Below are 18,285 nucleotides of genomic sequence, written 5' to 3'. Positions count from 1 at the left end.
AACAGCCCCCCTAGAAGACGGCCGGCGCGGGTCCTTATCCCGGTCCTGCTCGATGTGACGAGGCTGCGCGCCGGTCGAGTATCGCTGACGTTGCGCGATCGATTTAGCGCCAGCCCAAAGCGGGCGCGATCTGGGTCAGGATCGTCTCGATCACATGCGCGTTGTAGTCGACGCCGAGCTGGTTGGGGACGGTCAGAAGCAAGGTATCGGCCTCCGCGATCGCCTCATCCGTCTTGAGCTGCTCGATCAGCCTGTCCGGCTCGGCGGCGTAGCCGCGGCCGAAGATCGCGCGCGTCCTCTCGTCGATGAAGCCGATCTGGTCTTCCTCCTGCCCGTTGCCGAAATAGGCGCGGTCGCGATCGTCGACCAGCGCGAAGATGCTGCGGCTCACCGAGACCCGCGGCTCGCGCGTGTGCCCGGCCTCCTTCCAGGCGGCGCGATAGGCCCGGATCTGGGCGGCCTGCTGGATGTGGAAAGCCTCTCCGGTCTCGTCGTTCTTCAGCGTCGAGCTTTGCAGGTTCATCCCGAGCTTCGCCGCCCACACCGCGGTGGCGTTCGAGCCGGCGCCCCACCAGATGCGCTCGCGCAGGCCTTCCGAGAGTGGTTCGAGCCGCAGCGGGCCGGGAGGATTGGGAAACATCGGCCGTGGATTGGGCTGCGCAAATCCCTGGCCGCGCAGCATGTCGAGGAAGATCTCGGCATGACGCCGGCCCATGTCGGCATCGGTTTCGCCATCGCCCGGCTGATAGCCGAAATAGCGCCAGCCATCGATCACCTGCTCGGGCGAGCCGCGGCTGATGCCGAGTTGCAGGCGTCCCCTCGCGATCAGGTCGGCCGCGCCGGCGTCCTCGATCATGTAGAGCGGATTTTCGTAGCGCATGTCGATCACGGCGGTGCCGATTTCGATCCGGCTGGTCTTGGTGCCGACGGCCGCCAGCAGCGGGAACGGCGAGGCCAGCTGGCGCGCGAAGTGATGGACGCGAAAATACGCGCCGTCCGCGCCGAGCTCTTCGGCCGCGACCGCAAGGTCGATCGATTGCAGCAGCACATCCGCGGCCGAGCGGGCCTGCGACTGCGGCGAGGGCGTCCAGTGCCCGAACGAAAGGAATCCGATTTTCTTCATGCCGGCAATGTAGGGATGTCCGCGACGAATTGCGATGGGATGACCGAAAGTGTTTACCCGCCGGGAAATTGTTCTGCGGCAAATGTTGCGGGTTTTGCAGATCGCGCCGTTGCGCAAGTGCTGCATGCGTGCAGGTCTTGCCGCCTGCGCCGCGGCATGGCTTGCGATCCCGAGGCGCGCCGCCTAGCTTTCCGCCACGATTTCTCCCGCCAACACCGTCCCGCAGGTCCCGATGTCGCAGCCGCTTCTGTTTCAGCCGATCACGCTTCGCGGCGTGACCTCCCGAAACCGCATCCTGATCTCGCCGATGTGCCAGTATTCGGCGACCGACGGCCTCGCCAATGACTGGCATCTCGTGCATCTCGGCAAGTTCGCCCAGGGCGGCGCCGGGCTCGTGATGGTCGAGGCCGCAGCGGTGACCGCGGAGGGCCGCATCACCCATGGCGACGTCGGCATCTGGAACGACGAGCAGATCGCGCCGCTCGAACGGATCGCCGCCTTCCTCAAGGACAATGGCGCAGTGCCCTCGATCCAGCTCGCGCATGCTGGCCGCAAGGCCAGCATGCAGCGTCCCTGGTACGGCAATGCCGCTCTCGATGCGGCCGACCGCGCCCGCGGTGATCTGCCGTGGCGGACGGTGGCGCCGAGCGCGATCCCGATGGAAGACGGCTGGTTGATGCCGCACGCGCTCGAGGTGGCCGAGCTCGCCGCGCTGCGCGAGCAATGGCGGCGCGCCACCTTGCGCGCGGTGGAGGCCGGCTTCGAATTCGTCGAGGTACATTGCGCGCATGGCTATCTGCTGCACGAATTCCTTTCGCCATTGTCGAACCGCCGCAGCGATGCCTATGGCGGCGACCGCGCCGGGCGGATGCGCTATCCGCTCGAGATCATCGAGACCGTGCGCGCGGCCTGGCCCGCGGAGCGGCCGCTGTCGGTGCGGATCTCCTCGGTTGACGGTATCGACGGCGGCCTGACGCTCGAGGACCAGGTCGCGTTCGCCCGCGAAGCCAGGGCGCGCGGTGCCGATTTGATCGATTGCTCGTCGGGCGGCCTGCTCGGCTCGGCGACCGCGGCGCGGATTCCGCGCGGCTACGGCTTTCAGGTGCCCTATGCCGATGAGATCCGCCGCGCCGCCGACATTGCGACCATCGCGGTCGGCCTCATCCTGCACCCGCAGCAGGCCGAAGACGTCCTCGCCAAAGGCCAGGCCGATCTGGTCGCGATCGGCCGCGAGGCGCTGTTCGATCCGAACTGGCCGCTGCACGCCGAGCTCGCGCTCGGCGGTGGAGGCGGCGAGGTGTTCGCGTCCTGGCCGAAGCAGTATGGTTGGTGGCTGGAGCGGCGCGAGCCGGGCCTGCGCCGGCTCGATGGCTCGCCGCTGCCGTTCCGCCAGAGCTGACAAGAAAATCCGACAACAACCTGGGAGGTCGTTATCATGACAGCAGTCGCAAAGCGCCCCTATCGCGGCGTCTTCCCCGTGGCGCCGACCATCTTCGACGCCGACGGCAAGCTCGACCTCGACGGCCAACGGCGCTGCGTCGACTTCATGATCGACGCCGGCTCCCACGGCATCTGCATCCTCGCCAATTTCTCCGAGCAGTTCGTGCTGACCGACGCCGAGCGCGAGACCGTGATGCATACGGTGCTCGAGCATGTCGCCGGCCGCATTCCCGTCATCGTCACCACCACGCATTTCTCCTCGGCGGTCTGCGCCGCGCGCAGCCGCGAGGCGGAAGCCGCCGGAGCTGCGATGGTGATGATCATGCCGCCCTATCACGGCGCGACCTTCCGCGTCGGCGAGCCGGGCATCTATGAGTTTTATCGGGTCGTGTCGGATGCCATCAACATCCCGATCATGATCCAGGACGCGCCGGTCGCGGGCACGCCGCTCTCGGTCGATTTCCTGGCGCGGATGGCGAAGGAGCTCGCCAATATCAGGTACTTCAAGATCGAGGTGCCGATGGCGGCGAACAAGCTGCGCGGCCTGATCGAGAAGGGCGGCGCCGAGATCGAGGGGCCGTGGGACGGCGAGGAGGCGATCACGCTGATGGCCGATCTCGATGCCGGCGCAACCGGCGCGATGACCGGCGGCGGCTATCCCGACGGCATCCGCCAGATCATGGATCCGTTCTTCGCCGGCCGCCGCGACGAGGCGGTCGGAGCCTATGCGCGCTGGCTGCCGCTGATCAATTACGAGAACCGCCAATGCGGGCTGCAGGCCTGCAAGGTGCTGATGCGCGAGGGCGGCGTCATCAAGTCCGATGCGGTGCGCCATCCGCTGCAACCGCTGCATCCGGCGACGCGCGCGGGGCTGATCGAGATCGCGCGGGCGCTCGATCCGGTCGTGCTGCGCTGGGGACGATGAGAGGGCGCCTGGTCAGGCGCGTCCGGGCCTTTAGGACGCTCTCTCGATCGCCGGCGCGCATGGACGTTGATCTGGCGAGCGGAGCCGGTGTGGCGGGCTTGGCTGAAGGGCTCGGGCGAAACCTTGTCGAAGCATGGTGCCGCCGCTGCCGCTCTTGAAATCCTCGTGCCTGATCATCACCTTGGGTGGAGTACGCGATCATCGACCCTGCTTGAGTTCGCTGCAGTGAGCTTGGTTCGCCGATGGTCGTGCATGGCTGCCCGGACAAGGAGGGGGCCATGTTGCGATGTATCCGCTTGGCGGCACTCACCTTGGCTGCCGCGTTGATGTCGACGGTGGCTGGCGCAGCGCAGACTTGCGCCTCCCGGTCCGATTTCGTGACCTTCCTCAAAGACCATTTCGGCGAGGTTGAGGTGCACCTCGGATTGTCCGATCGCGGCCACCTCGTGGAGGTCTTCGTTTCGCCGGCGGGTACCTGGACGATCCTCTTGTCGCGGCCTGACGGTTTGTCCTGCCTCGTCGATGCGGGCGAGGGCTGGACCACGACGGTCCCCCCATCACGCGACGCGCGATTGCTGCGCCTCGTCGTGCCGGGTCCCGTGCACTGAACCTGCGCAAAGCACGCTACGCGTCCCACGTCACCGGTAGATCCAGGAGGCCGCGGAACGCCCAGCCGCCGATCCGCGCCGGCTGGTGCGCGATCAGGCGCAGATTCTTCAGCCGCTTGAAGATCGCGGGCAGCGCGACGTCGGCGACCATGGCGCGCGAGGCCCAGGCGCCGGCGCAGAAATGCGGACCGGCACCGAACGCGATGCTCTTGCTGGCGTCGCGGCGCACGTCGAACGCGTCGGGCTTGTCGAAGTGTTTCTCGTCGCGGTTCGCCGAGCCGAACATCAGGAACACGCGCTCATTGGTCTCGAAGGCGACGTCCCTGATCGTCCGGGGCTTTGCGATCCGCCGCGGCGACATCCCGATCGGCGAGATCCAGCGCGCATATTCCTCGAACACCTGCAGCCACGGGATCGTGCCGCTCGTCGCCAGCGCAAGCTGGTCGGGATGGGTCAGCAGCGCCCATACCGTGCCGGCGATCGCATCGCGCGGCTCGTTCTGGCCGCCCGAGATCGCAAGCTTGATATTGGCGCGCACGCTCTCCATCGGCATGTCGGTCTGCAGCATCACGCCGAGCAGGCTGAGGTCGGGCGTCTTGCGCAGCCTGGGGACCATGTCGTCGATCGCGGCATCGATGCCCGAGGTCGCCGCATGGCAGCGCGCCTCGATCGCGGGGGCGCCGACATAATTGGCGATGCCGTCGATCATGCCCTGCGACCACGCGTTCATGTCCTGGAAGCGCATGTTGGTGAGGCCGGTGATCGACTTCAGGCATTCGGCCGAGAACGGCAGCGCGAACGCCTGCACGAAATCGACCACGCCGTCCGGCTTCAGTTCGTCGAGGATGCGGGTCGCGTGTCCTGCGAACTGCGCGGTCCAGTGCGATCTAACGGTTTTCGGCGAGATCGCCGGAAAGATCGCCTTGCGCTCGTTCATGTGCGCATCGCCGTCCTTGCGCATCATGTTGTGGCCCATCAGCTTGTTCATCAGCCCCTCGGGCTGGTGCGACGAGAACACGTCGATCTGCTTCTCGGAGATGAAGATGTCGTCGCGGCTGCACAGCAGCGTGCTGCCGAGTTGCGGCACGAAGGCGATCGGCGCCTCCTTGCGCATGCGCGCCAGCGCCGGGTAGGGATCCTGCCAGAAGGCGGGGACGTCGATGTCGAAATGGGGCGCGGTGCTCACGACGTGATCTCGGTTTGGCCTCGGGTTTTCGAGCCGAGCATAGGCCGGGCGGCGCGGCCCGTCTGTCCCCACCGCTGGGGACAGCTGGAGGCCGCCGCGTGGAGCGCGCTCAGTTCAGCTGGCGCGCCGACGCCATCAGGCGCAGCGCGATCGCGAACAGCTCGTTCTGCGAGGAGATGCCGAGCTTGTCATAAGCGCGTTTGCGATAGGTGAGGGCGGAGTGCAGCCCGATGCCGAGCTCGGCGGCGATCGCTTCCGAGCTGAGACCGGAGAGGATGCGCAGGCAGACCTCCTGCTCGCGCCCGGTCAGCCTGGCGAGCGGTTCGGCGGTTGCAAACACGGTCTTCAACCGCTCGATCGGATCAACATCCGCTGCCGGGTCGCGCTGGAAATGCCGCGCCACGGCCGCCGTCAACGCCGGCGCGACCGCGGCCAGGCGCGCGATCTGCTCGCGGCTGAAGCGGCCTTGCGCGGTGATCTGGTAGAAGTTGACATAGAAGCAGGTGTCGCCGGTCCAGATCGCGGAGGCGAACTTGTCGACAATGTCGGAGTCGTCGAAGAAGATCTTGCGGTAGCCGTCGCTGTACATGCGGCGGGCAAAGTTCGGCAGCATGATCGGCGCGGCCTGCGTCCGTCCCTCGAACACCGCATCGCGGTTCGGGTCGGCCTGATGGAAATGCTCGGAATAGGCGATCCCGAGGTCGCGCCCGGTCGGGATGTTGCCGACATCGAGCAGGCACGCGGCGGTCCGCGGGCCGGTGAACGAGAACACCATGCAATGACCGACACCGGCGACGCGGCGTAGCGCGCCGATCAGGGCCTCTGGAAAGCTGTCGCGGCCGATCGCCAGCAGCGCCGGCGTGATGTCGCTGACGACAGAAGTCTTGAAGGCGTAATCTGCCTTCATGGCGTCCTCCCTGTGTTTCGGGAAGACTAGAGCCTTTTCCGTTCCGATGGAATCGGAACGGGGCTTTCTATTCTTTCTTTTGAGGCGTTTTCTTGACGCGAACCGGGATCCACTTCGCTCGAAAACGCTCTGGCAGCGACATCGCCGGCGCGGAAGCGGCGCCTCAGGCGCCCGGCACCTGGTCGAGGAAGCCGGTGATGCTCCTGATCCGACCGTCCTTCAGCATGGCGAAGTCGGTGCCCTTGATCGGGCTGTCGACGCCGTCAGGGCCAAGGCCCCACGAGAACCGGACATGGTCGCCGAAACCGTTCGGCTCCCCGATCAGCTTGAAGCGGAAGTCCGGAAACTTCTGCTGCACGCCCGCGATCAGCGCGTCGACGCCCTCATGGCCGTCGCCGTTCATCAGCGGATCGATATAGCGCGCATCGGCGGTCCAGTTCTCGCTCAGCATCTCGCGACGCCGGCTCGGCGTCCGCTCGTTCCAGAGATCGATATAGCGGCGGGCGATGGTGGCATGGTCGGTCATGGTGCTCTCCTTCGATAGTGCCGGATGCGGCGGTCCGGACTATCGAAGGTTCGCGTGCGCCGATCGATTACCTCTGAGGTCATCGCGCGGGCTATGGTGCGATGGTCAGCACCGCCTTCATGTTGGGATGGTAGCGGCAGTAATAGTCGACCGTGCCGGCCTTGGTCAGGACCGACTTGATTGTCTTCTTCGGCGCTATCGTCACGTCGAAGTCGCCGTTCTTCGCGGTGGCGGTGTGGGCCAGCACGTCCTTGTTGACCCATTCGATGGTGTCGCCGACCTTGGCCGACACCTCGGCCGGCGAGATCACCATATTTTCCATCACGATCTGGATGGTGGCCGCATGCGCCGGGACGGCCATCGCGCCGAGCGCGAGCAAAGCCAGCGTTGCGAGACAGCGTCCTGGCAACATCGCGCGCCTCCTTACTTCAGGCCGGCCGCGACATGTTCGGCATGCTGCTGGTGGCCCTGGAAGATCTTCAGGCCGGTTTGCAGCAGGCCCTTCAGCTCGGGATTGCTGGCCGAGGGGATCAGCTGCGTCTCCAGCGCGGTGTTGACGGCCTTGTGGTAGGCGACCTCGTTGTCGATATAGGCCTTGTCATAGGCGGCGCCCTTCAGCTTGCCGAGTTCGGCGAGCTTGTCGGCCGCCTGCTTCGACAGCGCCTTGCTGGTGTCGTTGTCCTCCGGCGTCACCTTCAATTTCTTGACGAGGTCGAGCGCCTGCTTGTTCACCGCCTCGTGGTCGCGCGCCATGTCCTTGGCGAACGCCTTGACCTCCTTGTTGGAAGCCTTCTCTTCCGCCTGCTTGGCGGCATTGATGTCGATGACACCGGCCGTATAGGCGATGTGTGCGATCTGTGGATCGGTCGGCTTTGCGCCCTGCGCCAGCGCAGCGCAGTTGAGAAGGCTGAGCGCGGCGACCGCGATACCCAATCGAACGAACATGGTTTGACACTCCTGTTGAGCCGGGCGTAGCGCGCGGCGCGTCGTTGCTTGCACAGGAGTTGGATGGTGCGGACGAGCAGAGGTTCCCGAAAAATTCAGGCCGTGGCGCGCAGCCGTTTCAGAACCGCCTCGGTCAATCGCTCGCAGCGCTTGCCCGCGAAGGGAAAGGCCTCCATGACGACGGGGCCGATCTTCCGCTCGACATTGTCGCGCAGCATGGTCCGGGCGCGGTGCAGGCGGGTCTTCACGGTTTCCGGCTTGAGGCCGAGGATCTCAGCGGTCTCCTCGACATTCATGCCCTCGATCACGCGGGTGATGAAGACGAGGCGGAACGCCTCGGGCAGCTCGTCGATCGCGTGCTCGACGACGCGCTGGATCTCACGCTGGGCCATGGATTTTTCCGGATCGTCCGTTGACGACAGGGGGAACTGGATGATCTGGGCTTCAGGAGCGCCTTTCGGCAGATCGGACCATTCGACGCTGCTGTGCCTGCGGCGCAGGCGGCCGAGCGCCTCGTTCATTGCGATCCGCGACAGCCAGGTCGACAGGCTGGAGTCGCCGCGGAACTGGTCCAGATGGGTAAAGGCGCGCACATAGGCGTCCTGAACCACATCCTCGGCCTCGTTGTCATTGCGCAGGATGCCGCGCGCCAGCCGGAACAGCCGGCGATTATTCGCCTGCATGATGGCGCGGATCGCGGCCTCGTCGCGGGCAAGCGCGCGTTGCACGAGCTCGGCATCGCCCGAGCTGGTCGGCGGCAGGGACGTTACATGGGCCTGGCGCATGGCGGGGTCGCCCTCACTGTTGGCGGAATAATACCATTGGATGCCGACCGACCGTGCAGGTTCCCGGGAAAATGGTAATCGGCCAAAAAAGACCGCTACGGCCTGATATAGGCCTCCGGATCCCCGCGCGCATGCGCCTCCATCGCATCGAGGAAGCAGCGCACCTTCGCCGGGACAAATTGCCGCGCCGGCAACAGCGCGTGCACGTTGAGCGGCTCGCAAACATGATCGGGCAGCAGCCGCCGCAACTGGCCGGCCGCGACGGCGGCGCGGGTGTAGCTGGCGGTGACCCGCAGCACGCCATGGCCCGCGAGCGCCGCCTGCAGCCGGACATGGGCATTCGAGCTGGTCAGGCGTGCGCGATCGACCGCGAGATGCTCGACCGCGCCGCCGGGAGCGGTGATCGCCCATGGCGGATCGCTGGGGCCGGTCAGCAGCGGCAGCTTTCGCAGATCATCCAGCGTGCGCGGCTCGCCGAATTTCTCCAGCAGCGCGGGGGCTGCGAACAGGCCGCGCTCGAGCGTGAAGACGCGGCGGATCACGATGCCGGCCGACGGCAGCGGCGTCTCCAGCATCGCAAACACGATGTCGTAGTTCTCGGCGATCGGGTTGACGATGTCATGCTCGACATCGATCCGGATCGCGAGTTCGGGATAGCGGCCCATCACCGCGCAGGCGACCGGTCCCGCATGATGCGCGCCGAATTCATAAGGCGCCTTGATCCGCAGCGTGCCGGCGACCGCGCTCGACATCGCCAGCGCCTCGCTGTGGGTGTCGTGCAGCGCGGCGAACAGCGGGCGAACCTTGCGATAGATGGTCTCGCCGGAATCGGTCAGCCGCAGGTGCCGGGTGGTGCGCTCGATCAGCCGCAGCCCGAGATTGGCTTCGAGACGCTGCACCGCAGCACTGAGGCTCGATTTGGGATGGCCGAGCACGCGCGCAGCCGCGGTGAAGCCGCCATGCTCGACAACCTCGCAAAACAGCTCCCAGTCGCGCCACTCCATGGCCGATTGTCCATCCACCGGTACAGTGTGTCCAGCCAAATCGGATTATCCCGGTGACCGCAATCACCTAACCTCGTCGCAACCAAATCTTGCATCGGGAGGGTGAGATGGCTGACGACGGAATTTTCCTGCGCAACACCTGGTACGTGGCGGCGTGGAATCACGAACTGATCGACGGCAAGATGGTCGCGCGCACCATCCTGGAACGGCCGATCGTGCTCTATCGCGGGTCGAGCGGCAAAGTCGTCGCGCTGGACGACCGCTGCTGCCATCGCGCCGCGCCGCTCTCGATGGGGCGCGTCGAGGGCGACGACATCAGGTGCATGTATCACGGCATGAAGTTCGCGGCCGACGGCAAGTGCATCCAGATCCCGGGCCAGGACGCGATCCCTGCCAAGCTCGGCGTGCGCAGCTATCCCGTGGTCGAGCGCTACAACATGATCTTCATCTGGACCGGCGATCCGGAGAAGGCCGATCCGAAACTGATCCTCGAATATCCGCCGCTCGAGGATCCCAAGTGGCGCGGCCTGCCGGGTTACATGCACTACAAGGCCAACTGGCTCCTGATCGTCGACAATCTCAGCGACTTCGCGCATCTTGCCTTCGTGCACACCAACACGCTCGGCGGCTCCGAGGAATACGCCTACAAGACCAAGCCGGTCGCGATCGAGAAGCTGGACGACGGCTTCCGTGTCGAGCGCTGGCACATGGCCGCCGAGCCGCCGCCCTACCACAAGAAGGTGATCTCGAACAAAACCGACAAGATCGACCGCCGCAATATCGGCCGCATGATCGTGCCCGGCATCTTCACGCTCGACACCACGTTTGCGCCGGCGGGGCAGGGCGTCGAGAAGGGCGTCCAGGTTCCGGGCACGCGGTCGTATCGCAACGCGCAGTTCATGACGCCGGAGACGCGCTCGACCACGCACTTCTTCTGGAATTACCTGCACGATTTCGACATCGACAACCCGAACATCGCACTGTCGCTGCGGCACAGCCTCGAGGAAGGGTTCAACGAGGACAAGGATATCATCGAGGCGCAGCAGCGCGTGTTCGACGCCGATCCGGACTATCAGCTGCTCGCGATCGGCGCTGATGCCCCGCTGACCTATTTCCGCTGGCTGTTCGCGCGCAAGCTCGAGGCGGAGAAGGGCACGGCGCGCGCCGCCTAGAGCATGATCCGGAAAAGTGTGGAGCGGTTTTCCGAAAAGATCATGCTCAAACAAGGAGCTAAAGCGCGATGATGATTCAACCCAATCTCATCGCGCCTTAGTCCGTTGAAACGACGGCTTTTGCTGCTTGGCAGCAAGCCGCGCCGGGGTCGCGAGATCGTGACATCCCGGCGTGGCTGCCGCTCCAGCCGGTTTGGCGTAAACTGATCCGGGCCTGAATTTGTCGGCGTGAAGGTGACCCGCGTTGGCCAGACCATCCCGGTAGCGATCAATCGGTGAATGAGCTTGCCCGAAAAGACGGATCGATCGGATCGAAGTGCGAGCAGCGGCTGGGCGCAGGACGCCTGGCTATGGCCGTTTGAAGCCGCGCGATTGGCGCTGGACATCTACTCGCAGTGGTACCCCAGTCGTGCGCCCGAGCCCACGGATTCGCCGGGCGAAGTGGCGGCGCTGCCCTGGACGACAGCCCATTCGCTCGCGCTTCAGCTGCCGTCGATGTGCCTGCTGGATTTCTCGAGAGCGGCCGAAGGCCGGCCGCTGCTGGTCTGCGCGCCCTATGCGCTGCATCGCGCGCAGATTGCGGATCTCGCCCCCGGCCATAGCCTGATGGAGGCGTTGCAGAAGGCTGGCGTTGCGCGTCTCTATCTCACGGATTGGCGCTCGGCGGCACCGGAGATGCGATATTTCTCGATCGACACCTTTCTGTCCGATCTCAACGTGGCCGTCGACACGATCGGGCCGCCGGTCGACCTTGCAGGTCTCTGTCAGGGCGGCTGGCTGTCGTTGCTCTATGCGGCGCGCTTTCCCGGCAAGGTACGGCGGCTTGTCCTTGCCGGCAGCCCGGTCGACGTCTCGGTGCCGTCGGAGCTTTCCCGGATGGTCGCCTCGCTTCCACCGCAAGGCTTCGAGGCGCTGGTCCGCCAGGGGGATGGGATCATCAGCGGCAAGCACATGCTGCAGGCCTGGAGCATCCCGTTCACCATGCGTGACGCGGAAGCCGCGCTGCAGAGGCGGCTCGACCGCAATTCGGAGGATGCGCGGGCGTTGCTCGATCGCTTCACGCGCTGGAACGATGAGACGCTCGATCTGCCGGGCACCTACTACCTCGAAGTGACCGACTGGATCTTTCGCCAGAACCGGATCGCGGCTGGAGACTTCCTCGCGCTTGGCTGCAAGATCGATCTCGCTGCCGTGAAGCAGCCCGTCTTCGTGCTCGCCGCAGAGAACGACATCGTTGTTCCGCCCGACCAGGCATTTGCGACAGCGCGGCTCTTGGCCACGCCGCCCGCGTGGCTGCAATGCCATACCGAGCCGTGTGGTCATCTCGGACTGTTCATGGGCTGCAAGGCTCTCGCCGGCTCATGGCACCGGATTGCCCGCTGGCTTCAGTCCGATCTCGGTGAGGCTGCCGGCGAGCGAGCGCGGATCAGCGCGTGAGTGCAAGATGAAAATGCCCCGAATTGCGCTTTGCGATCCGGGGCATCCGGTATCCGTTGGATGACGTGCGTCGCGTCTATTTCGCCGCGACGACCATGATTTCGACATTGTACTGCGGCGCCGCCAGCTTGGCCTCGACGGTGGCGCGGGCCGGGGTGTTGCCCTGGGAGACCCAGCCGTCCCACACCGCGTTCATTTCCGGGAACGTTTTCATGTCGGTGATGTAGATCGTCGCACTGAGCAGCTTCGACTTGTCGGTGCCGGCCTTGGCGAGGTGGCCGTCGATGATCGACAGGATGTCCCTGGTCTGGTCGGTGACGCTGCCGCCCGCGGCCTTGCCGGCGACGACGCCGGCCAGATAGACGGTGTTGCCGTGCACGACGGCCTGGCTCATGCGCGGGCCGGTTTCGAAACGCTGAATGCTCATTTGGGTCTCCACTGAATGGCGGGCATGTCTATAGCGTTTTCAAGCGAAGTGGCTACCGGTTCGCGTGAAGAAAACGCGTCAAAACAAGAGATTGAGAGGTTTGGTTCTGATTTGATCAGAACCAGACCTCTAGCGCGTCACGGCGACCGCCGCCACTGCGCATTTTGCAGCGCGCACCTCATGGAAATCGCGGTCCAAAGCGTGATGAGATTAGGTTCAGCTGGAACGGCGCCGAAGGTTTACCTCTCCCCGCCGGGGAGAGGTAAACCGAAATCGCGGCAAGCAGATTTAACCAAAACACATCCTGCTTCAGGGCGTGGACTCCATTTGCGCGCAACCAAATTCGGATTGATGCGAATTTGACGAACGCCTGTCGAGGAACCTTGCTGCCGGATCTGCGTTCGGAGATTGCTGGCGGGCTCGAACATCGAACCCATGGGGGAGACCATGGGACTGTCCTGGCAACAAGGTCCGCTCTCAACGGGAGCAATCGGCCGGTTCCTCGTGCCCGACCCGCTGCCCAAGAGACTGTTGTACGTCGAGCGGTTGCGCCGGCGTATGCGCGTTCGCTTCGGGGGGATCTGGATCGCCGATAGCGAGAATGCCCTCCTGCTCTTCGAACCGGGCCGCTATCCGGTCGCCTACTTCCCGGAGACCGACATTTCCCCACGCGTCCTTGAACGCAGCGAGCATACCACCCAACACGCCGATCTCGGGCTCACGTCCTGGTACAGCGTCCGGGCCGACGAGCAGCACGTCGCACCGCGAGGGGCATGGCAGCACACCAGCCTTCCTCCCCATGCGAGCGAACTGCAGGCACGCGTTGCGTTCGCCTGGCGGGCTATGGACGCTTTCTACGAAGAAGACGAGCGAATCGTGGGCCATGCGGCTGACCCCTACCACCGCATCGATATTCGCCAAGCCTCCCGTAACCTCTTGGTCCGCCATGGTGACCGGATCATCGCCGATACCAAGCGGCCGCTCGTCCTTTACGAGTCCGGCTTCGCGCCGCGCTGGTACGTTCCACGCGCCGACATCGATGAGTCCGCCCTCACTCCCGTGAAACTCCAGACCTTCTGCCCATACAAAGGGCTCTGCAGCTACTACTCCATCGATGAGGCGCGTCTGGCGGCATGGTGGTACCCTGACGCCTATCCCGAGGTCCGCCGCATCTCCAATCTGGTGTCATTCGAACCGGATATCGTCTCGGTCCATCTCGATGGCACCCAGCTCCATCTCGAGCCGGGCCAGACGGTGGTTGCGCACGGCCCAGATCGCAACATCGACCTCTCCGAGGTGGTCCATGAGACAGGTGGCGGCGGCTAGGAAACACCTTCAGTCCTATCAAAGTGGAGTGGGACATGGCGCGACTGCTGTCGGTGAACGTCGGACTTCCGCGTGATATCGAATGGAAGGGCCGCACGGTACACACCGGGATCTGGAAAAATTCCGTGCGTGGCCGCTGTCGGGTCGGCCGGTTGAATCTGGATGGAGACGGTCAAGGCGACCTGAGCGGGCACGGGGGTGAGCAGCGAGCCGTCTTCGTCTACCAGATCGAATCGTATCGCTACTGGCAGGAGCAGCTGAAGAGAACCGACCTCGTCCATGGACAGTTCGGCGAGAACTTCACGATTGAGGGATTACCCGACGATGCCGTTTGCATCGGTGATCGTTATCAAATCGGCAGTGCACTGTTCGAGGTCACTCAGCCTCGCGTGACCTGCTATCGGGTCAGCATTCGGATGAATGAACCGCGGATGCCGGCATTGCTGACAGCCAGCGGCCGTCCGGGGTTTTACTTCCGCGTCCTGCAGGAAGGCGAAGTAGGCGCCGGCGACGAAATCGTGAAGGTGGGAGAGGCGAAGGAACGAATAACTGTCGCAGAGATCAACGCGCTTCTCTATTCGCCCAATCATCCACGCGATCGATTGGAGCGCGCCTTGCGGATCGAGGCGCTTTCGCCCGGATGGCGCGCATCGTTTGAGGCGTTACTGCAGAATCAGACGACTGGCGCGGGAAGCGGCAACGCAGGGCTCGCGCCGGCAGCGGCTGCGCATCCGGTTGCACCAGGATTTCAGCCGCTCGCGGTGGCCGCGATCGATCAGGAGTCCGCGGACGTCCTCTCCCTGTCGATGCGAGATCCGGACGGTCAGCCGCTGAAGATGGCTCTGCCCGGTCAATACGTCGTCTTGCGTCTTCGACGGATTGGTGGCGGCCCGCCACTCTTTCGCAGCTACTCGCTCTCGGGTCCCCTCTCGACGGAGCGCTACCGGATCAGCGTGAAGGTCGAGCCGGACGGGGCGGCTGGAACCTACCTGAGGGAGCACGTCCGCATGGGCGATGTTCTCGACGTCAGCTCTCCGCGGGGAAGCTTCATTTTGCAGTCGGGAGAGCGGCCCGTGGTGTTGCTCAGCGCGGGAATCGGGGCGACGCCTGTGCTGGCGATGCTGTATGCGCTGGCGGCGGCCCGCTCGACGCGTCAGGTCTTGTGGCTGCACACGGCTCGCGACCGGCAGCACCATCCATTTGCCGCCGAAGTCCGCCGACTCATGCCCGCACTCACCCGTGGCCGCAGCTATGTCTGTTACAGCCGGCCAGGCTCGCGCGACAAAATGGGCGAGGATTTCGATGCTACCGGTCACCTGTCGCGATCGGTCTTCGACAAGGTCGGCATCCCGCGAGAGGCGGATGTCTACCTCTGCGGGCCGACTCGCTTCATGGCGGACATGAAAGAGGCGCTCGCAGCCTTGGACGTGGCGCCGGAGCGGATGCATGTCGAAATCTTCAACGGCAGCGAGTCGATGACTCCTGGTGTCGTCGGCGCAGCCTCGCGAACTCCACATCTGCCCAGGGACGATGCCAACACCGGTCCGCTGGTATCGTTCGCGCGAAGTGGCATTGCCGCACACTGGAAGGCGTCAGCCTACCAGAGCATTTTGGAACTGGCCGAGGCTTGCGACGTCCCGGTCCGTTGGTCGTGCCGGACCGGTGTTTGTCACAACTGTGAGAGCGGTTTGGTTTCGGGCGAGGTTGCCTATGGACCCCAGCCACTCGAGAAGCCCGCCGACGGCAACCTTCTCGTTTGCTGCTCACAACCGGTTCGTGACGTCGTGATCGACTTATAATCCTGGCCGGATTTCGATTTCCGACCCGAGGGACCGCCACGGTTACTTGGAAGAGGAACCCGCCGAGAGTGGAAGATCAGGGCGGCGAACATCAGACCAAAGAGGAGTCGCGGCGCGATGAACACAACCAGCAAAGCGGCCGAGAAGCTCTCAATTGAGGTGATTACGTTGCCGGTGAGCGATGTCGAGCGAGCACTGCGGTTCTATGTCGACCAGGTCGGCTTCACGCTTGACGTCGACTATTCGCCGAATGACGCGTTCCGCGTCGTGCAGCTCACTCCGCCGGGCTCGAGCTGCTCGATACAGATCCGTCGCGGACTCGCCGACGCGCCCGTCGGATCAGTTCGCAATGTCTATCTTGTCGTGACCGACCTTGAAGCTATGCGGAGCCGCCTGCTCGAACGTGGGGTCAAAGTCAGTGAGGCCCGGCACAAAACACCCATCGATGCCTGGGACGGAGGTTTCGCAACCGGGCTCGACCCCACGCGCAGGGATTACGCCAGCTTCGCCGATTTCTTGGACCCGGACGGCAACAGCTGGGCGCTGCAGGAACGAGGTTACCGCAATCTGTGACGTGTTGTGGACGCTTTGCGACGCTGGCCGTGCGCGGCGTCGTAGAAGCACTGGGTTGACCGCTTCTGGCCCATCGCGTCATTTTTCGATGCGGAGTTTGATCGCTACTGGGGCATAACGGACTCTCGCGAGCCGTCAGCCTGGCCGAATTATGGGTCCACGGCCGTAGGTTACCGTCTTCTGCCCATTCGCCCAGCGGGCGAACAGCGCCACTCGCTCGGTTGGCCAGGCGCCGTCGCAGGGCATGGTCCCGGCCTCGAGCCGTGCCAGGATTTGTTGACCGTGCCTGGCCACATCCGCCTCCTTCCAGAGATCGAAGGCGAACAGCATCGAGTTGCGATCCATCGGCCTGAACAGCGGCCGGATGTGCTGCTCGAACTGCACGGTCTCGTCTGGACCGGGCGGTGCCTCGATGTCATCGCTCGCGGCCTGCGCATCGCTCGCGGTTGCGGACGGCCGCGCGGCCGGCGTTGCGTTGCAGACCCACCACCATCGCGGCACCGGCATGTTCGGCGGCGGTGCTGCGCCGGCGCCCGAATTCTCTACCGCGATCCGCGAGCCCCATTCGATATAGGCGACGAAGGCGGCGCGGAATTCCGGATCGGTCGGCAAGCCGGCATCGTCGGCGCTCTGCACCATGTAGGTCGCCCACAATGCGCGCTGCTCCGGCCGGATCTCCTTGCCGATGTGCTGCGACACCATCCGCCGATAGCCGCCATAGCGCTCGGTGTAGAAGCGCGGGCCGCCGAACACCTCGCTGAGCCACGCCGCCACCCGTTCGGGGTGGTCCGGCGACATCTCGGCGAACAGTGGGCCAAGCAGCGGATCTTCCGGCACGTAACGGCTGTAGAAGATGCGCGTCATGTCGAGCAGCGCCGGATAGCCGCCGGCCCATTCGAATAGCGTCGGCTCGCGCATCGGATCGGGAACGGGATCGCGAAACGCGACGTTCCAATGCATGCCGCTGCAAAACGGCTTGTTCAGCGACCCGCCGCAGCGGCACAGGCTGACATGCTCTTGCGACGCGCCCGCGTTCTGCGTGATCGGCGCGCCATCCTCATCGACCAGTTCGACATCGCCGGTGACGCGATAGGGCCCGTCCTTCGACACTTCGATCTGCGGCGGCCGGTTGATATCGGACAGGCTGGCGTCACGCTCCGGGCCAATGCCGATGCCGAGTGCCCCCGACGGGCACCTGCGCACCGCGTTGATGAGATCGTCCAAGCGTGCGCCGCTCGGCGCAATGAACGGCTCTTCGTCGAGACGAAACACGGAGGTGAGCCGGTCGGTGCAGAAGCCGGAATGGGCGCAGGTGCCGCGATTGTCGAACACGAACGCCTGCTGCCCGGCATAGACGTCGAGCTTGTCCGCTACGCGCCGCGTATCCCTGGCGTCGGTGAAACCGCGCGCGAGGTGGCTGTCGTCGCAGAACGGCTTGGTCTGCGATTGTCCGCAGCGGCAGAGCCGCACTGGCGCCGCGGCTGCGATCGGTACACCGAGATGATCGACGATCGGAATGTCGGGGTCGGGTTCGTAGGGCCCGTTGCGTCTGACGACGATGCGCTTGTGCGGCTGTTGCTTGTCGCTTGGATCCTGGGCGGAATTGTCGTCTGTCATGCCTTGCAATGATCCCTGAACTCGCCCAAGCCGTGCAATGCGTGCTTAGATGGATCGATGGCGGCTCTCAACGAACCAGATGGAAAGTGCCGCGGGAGAGTTGCAATGATCCGCAAGACCAAGCGCAAATATGGTTGCCCGGTCGAGTTCTCGATCGATCAGCTCAGCGGCAAATGGAAGACGGTGATCCTGAGCCGGCTCAAGGTCCGGCCGATGCGCTATGGCGAATTGCGCCACGATATCCCGCAGCTCAGCGACAAGGTGTTGACCGAGCGCCTGCGCGATCTCTGCAATTCAGGCTTCGTCAGGCAGGAGCGCGGCGGCGGCTCCTCGCGCTATTGCCTGACCAAGCGCGGCGAGATGCTGGAGCCGATGCTGCAGGCACTCTACGATTGGGGCGAGGCCAACGCCGACACGTTCGGCGTCCGCTTCCTCGGCGCGGAGGCGGACTAGAGCAAGATGCGCAATTTCGGAATATTAGAAGA

General features: G+C 64.7%; 19 protein-coding genes. 9 read left to right on the top strand and 10 right to left on the bottom strand.

Features of this window, described 5'->3' with window-relative positions; all coding sequences use genetic code 11:
- Nucleotides 1–103: 103 nt before the first annotated feature.
- Nucleotides 104–1,123, bottom strand: a complete 1,020-nt coding sequence (locus J6525_RS03880; RefSeq protein WP_225642198.1) for an LLM class flavin-dependent oxidoreductase — start codon at nt 1,121–1,123, stop codon at nt 104–106.
- A gap of 232 nt (nt 1,124–1,355) precedes the next feature.
- Here J6525_RS03880 and J6525_RS03875 point away from each other — a divergent pair, with 232 nt between their 5' ends.
- The 3 genes from J6525_RS03875 (at nt 1,356) to J6525_RS03865 (ending at nt 4,096) form a co-directional block, all read left to right on the top strand.
- Nucleotides 1,356–2,522 carry an NADH:flavin oxidoreductase/NADH oxidase gene (locus J6525_RS03875; RefSeq protein ID WP_225642196.1) on the top strand — a complete coding sequence of 389 codons (1,167 nt, stop codon included), beginning with the start codon at nt 1,356–1,358 and terminating at the stop codon, nt 2,520–2,522.
- A gap of 36 nt (nt 2,523–2,558) precedes the next feature.
- Entirely contained in the window at nt 2,559–3,488 is a 930-nt protein-coding gene (locus tag J6525_RS03870) for a dihydrodipicolinate synthase family protein (RefSeq protein ID WP_225642194.1), read from the top strand.
- Nucleotides 3,489–3,766: 278 nt separating this feature from the next.
- Nucleotides 3,767–4,096, top strand: a complete 330-nt coding sequence (locus J6525_RS03865) for a hypothetical protein (protein WP_225642192.1) — start codon at nt 3,767–3,769, stop codon at nt 4,094–4,096.
- Nucleotides 4,097–4,112: 16 nt separating this feature from the next.
- On the opposite strand, the gene J6525_RS03860 is transcribed toward J6525_RS03865, so the two are convergent.
- From J6525_RS03860 to J6525_RS03830, 7 genes are all read right to left on the bottom strand, one after another.
- Nucleotides 4,113–5,282: a cytochrome P450 gene (locus tag J6525_RS03860; RefSeq protein ID WP_225642190.1), complete on the bottom strand. Its 1,170-nt coding sequence runs from the start codon at nt 5,280–5,282 to the stop codon at nt 4,113–4,115.
- A 109-nt stretch (nt 5,283–5,391) separates the two neighbouring features.
- A complete protein-coding gene (locus J6525_RS03855; RefSeq protein WP_225642181.1) occupies nt 5,392–6,189 on the bottom strand; it encodes a helix-turn-helix transcriptional regulator in 798 nt (265 codons plus the stop codon).
- 163 nt (nt 6,190–6,352) lie between these two features.
- Nucleotides 6,353–6,715 (bottom strand): nuclear transport factor 2 family protein, encoded by a 363-nt coding sequence (locus J6525_RS03850; protein WP_076832433.1) that lies wholly within the window; start codon nt 6,713–6,715, stop codon nt 6,353–6,355.
- Nucleotides 6,716–6,806: 91 nt separating this feature from the next.
- Nucleotides 6,807–7,127, bottom strand: a complete 321-nt coding sequence (locus J6525_RS03845) for a cupredoxin domain-containing protein (RefSeq protein WP_225160936.1) — start codon at nt 7,125–7,127, stop codon at nt 6,807–6,809.
- An 11-nt stretch (nt 7,128–7,138) separates the two neighbouring features.
- Nucleotides 7,139–7,660: a DUF4142 domain-containing protein gene (locus J6525_RS03840; RefSeq protein ID WP_057016034.1), complete on the bottom strand. Its 522-nt coding sequence runs from the start codon at nt 7,658–7,660 to the stop codon at nt 7,139–7,141.
- Nucleotides 7,661–7,755: 95 nt separating this feature from the next.
- Nucleotides 7,756–8,445: an RNA polymerase sigma factor gene (locus J6525_RS03835; protein ID WP_225642179.1), complete on the bottom strand. Its 690-nt coding sequence runs from the start codon at nt 8,443–8,445 to the stop codon at nt 7,756–7,758.
- 95 nt (nt 8,446–8,540) lie between these two features.
- On the bottom strand, nt 8,541–9,449 hold the full coding sequence (locus tag J6525_RS03830; protein WP_168857630.1) for a LysR family transcriptional regulator: 909 nt from the start codon (nt 9,447–9,449) through the stop codon (nt 8,541–8,543).
- Nucleotides 9,450–9,556: 107 nt separating this feature from the next.
- Between J6525_RS03830 and J6525_RS03825 the strand changes: the two genes are divergently transcribed.
- A complete protein-coding gene (locus tag J6525_RS03825; protein ID WP_225642178.1) occupies nt 9,557–10,621 on the top strand; it encodes an aromatic ring-hydroxylating dioxygenase subunit alpha in 1,065 nt (354 codons plus the stop codon).
- Nucleotides 10,622–11,062: 441 nt separating this feature from the next.
- Entirely contained in the window at nt 11,063–12,058 is a 996-nt protein-coding gene (locus J6525_RS03820; protein ID WP_225642583.1) for an alpha/beta fold hydrolase, read from the top strand.
- Nucleotides 12,059–12,134: 76 nt separating this feature from the next.
- Here J6525_RS03820 and J6525_RS03815 read toward each other — a convergent pair whose 3' ends face one another.
- Nucleotides 12,135–12,485, bottom strand: coding sequence for a RidA family protein (locus J6525_RS03815; RefSeq protein WP_092085429.1), 351 nt, complete (start codon nt 12,483–12,485; stop codon nt 12,135–12,137).
- A 447-nt stretch (nt 12,486–12,932) separates the two neighbouring features.
- Here J6525_RS03815 and J6525_RS03810 point away from each other — a divergent pair, with 447 nt between their 5' ends.
- The 3 genes from J6525_RS03810 (at nt 12,933) to J6525_RS03800 (ending at nt 16,183) form a co-directional block, all read left to right on the top strand.
- Nucleotides 12,933–13,811, top strand: a complete 879-nt coding sequence (locus tag J6525_RS03810; protein WP_225642177.1) for a DUF427 domain-containing protein — start codon at nt 12,933–12,935, stop codon at nt 13,809–13,811.
- A gap of 35 nt (nt 13,812–13,846) precedes the next feature.
- On the top strand, nt 13,847–15,610 hold the full coding sequence (locus tag J6525_RS03805; RefSeq protein WP_225642175.1) for an MOSC and FAD-binding oxidoreductase domain-containing protein: 1,764 nt from the start codon (nt 13,847–13,849) through the stop codon (nt 15,608–15,610).
- 117 nt (nt 15,611–15,727) lie between these two features.
- Nucleotides 15,728–16,183: a VOC family protein gene (locus tag J6525_RS03800; protein WP_225642166.1), complete on the top strand. Its 456-nt coding sequence runs from the start codon at nt 15,728–15,730 to the stop codon at nt 16,181–16,183.
- 135 nt (nt 16,184–16,318) lie between these two features.
- Here J6525_RS03800 and J6525_RS03795 read toward each other — a convergent pair whose 3' ends face one another.
- On the bottom strand, nt 16,319–17,800 hold the full coding sequence (locus J6525_RS03795) for a CDGSH iron-sulfur domain-containing protein (RefSeq protein ID WP_225642164.1): 1,482 nt from the start codon (nt 17,798–17,800) through the stop codon (nt 16,319–16,321).
- Between the two features lie 105 nt (nt 17,801–17,905).
- On the opposite strand from J6525_RS03795, the gene J6525_RS03790 reads away from it, so the two are divergent.
- Nucleotides 17,906–18,253 carry a winged helix-turn-helix transcriptional regulator gene (locus tag J6525_RS03790; RefSeq protein WP_225642162.1) on the top strand — a complete coding sequence of 116 codons (348 nt, stop codon included), beginning with the start codon at nt 17,906–17,908 and terminating at the stop codon, nt 18,251–18,253.
- Nucleotides 18,254–18,285 lie beyond the last annotated feature (32 nt).

The organism is Bradyrhizobium australafricanum (genome assembly GCF_020329495.1).
In the GTDB taxonomy this organism is placed as follows: Bacteria; Pseudomonadota; Alphaproteobacteria; order Rhizobiales; family Xanthobacteraceae; genus Bradyrhizobium; species Bradyrhizobium australafricanum.
Note: the sequence above shows the minus strand (reverse complement) of the source record. Positions and strands in the feature narration are given on the sequence as shown.